Genomic DNA, 777 nt, shown 5'->3' with positions numbered 1-777 from the left:
TTACATAATATCCATTAATAACACGAGAGTTGAGATTATTTGCGGAAATTAGGATCTATAAAAAAAGAGGAAAGAGGTTCATCCGACATTTCGAGTGATACGGCAATCATGTAGGGCATATAGTCTTAGTTTAAAGTAATGCTCATCCCTAAATCCATATGCCGTTCTTTTCATTACCTTTATTTTTTATTATTTGAAAAAAAAGTATAGGATTAACACGAAAAAGGCCAATAGATAGCTACTCCATAAACACCGGAGCCGGAGTACGTGGAAACTCTTTTAGCCCGGAATTATTTCTTGAAGGCGTCGAATTTGCATCGCGCAATTCATCATAATCCACATCTTTCTTGCAGAAATCCTCAAAATTAAATTTCTGCTTAGCTGTTTTCATAATACGTTCAACTATAATCCGGCGGGAAATCGCATTAAAGTATCTGCGGTTATCATCCATCGCGCTGACCACCTCAGAGCGCCATATTCCTTTTTCATAATTATATCCACCTTCATACATTCCCACTTTAGGGAAGCGCTCATCGCCAATCATTTCTTTCCAATAAACCAAGTCTTCCACTCCGGTTTCGTCAGCTGTAATATTCAGTCCGAAAGGCATTTCCCATGAATGCCCCTCAATTGGTCCTAAATCATATGTTTCTCCGCTCTCTTTCTGGTAATACTCATCCATCAATCTTCCAAAACAGTGTCCACCAAATTCATGCAGAAAAGTGTTTCTCCAGTTGCACACACTTATACCGGTTTCCTCATTGCCTGGAAGTTTCC

1 protein-coding gene is annotated in these 777 nt (G+C 39.0%); it reads right to left on the bottom strand.

Translation table 11 applies throughout. From position 1 onward, the window contains the following. Window positions 1-238 precede the first annotated feature (238 nt). A partial coding sequence (locus tag QZ379_RS07780) for a M64 family metallopeptidase (RefSeq protein ID WP_291562737.1) occupies window positions 239-777 on the bottom strand: 539 nt, incomplete at its 5' end.

This window comes from Bacteroides sp. (genome assembly GCF_019417265.1).
Lineage (GTDB): Bacteria > Bacteroidota > Bacteroidia > Bacteroidales > Bacteroidaceae > Phocaeicola.
This window is presented reverse-complemented; position numbering and strand designations above follow the sequence as displayed.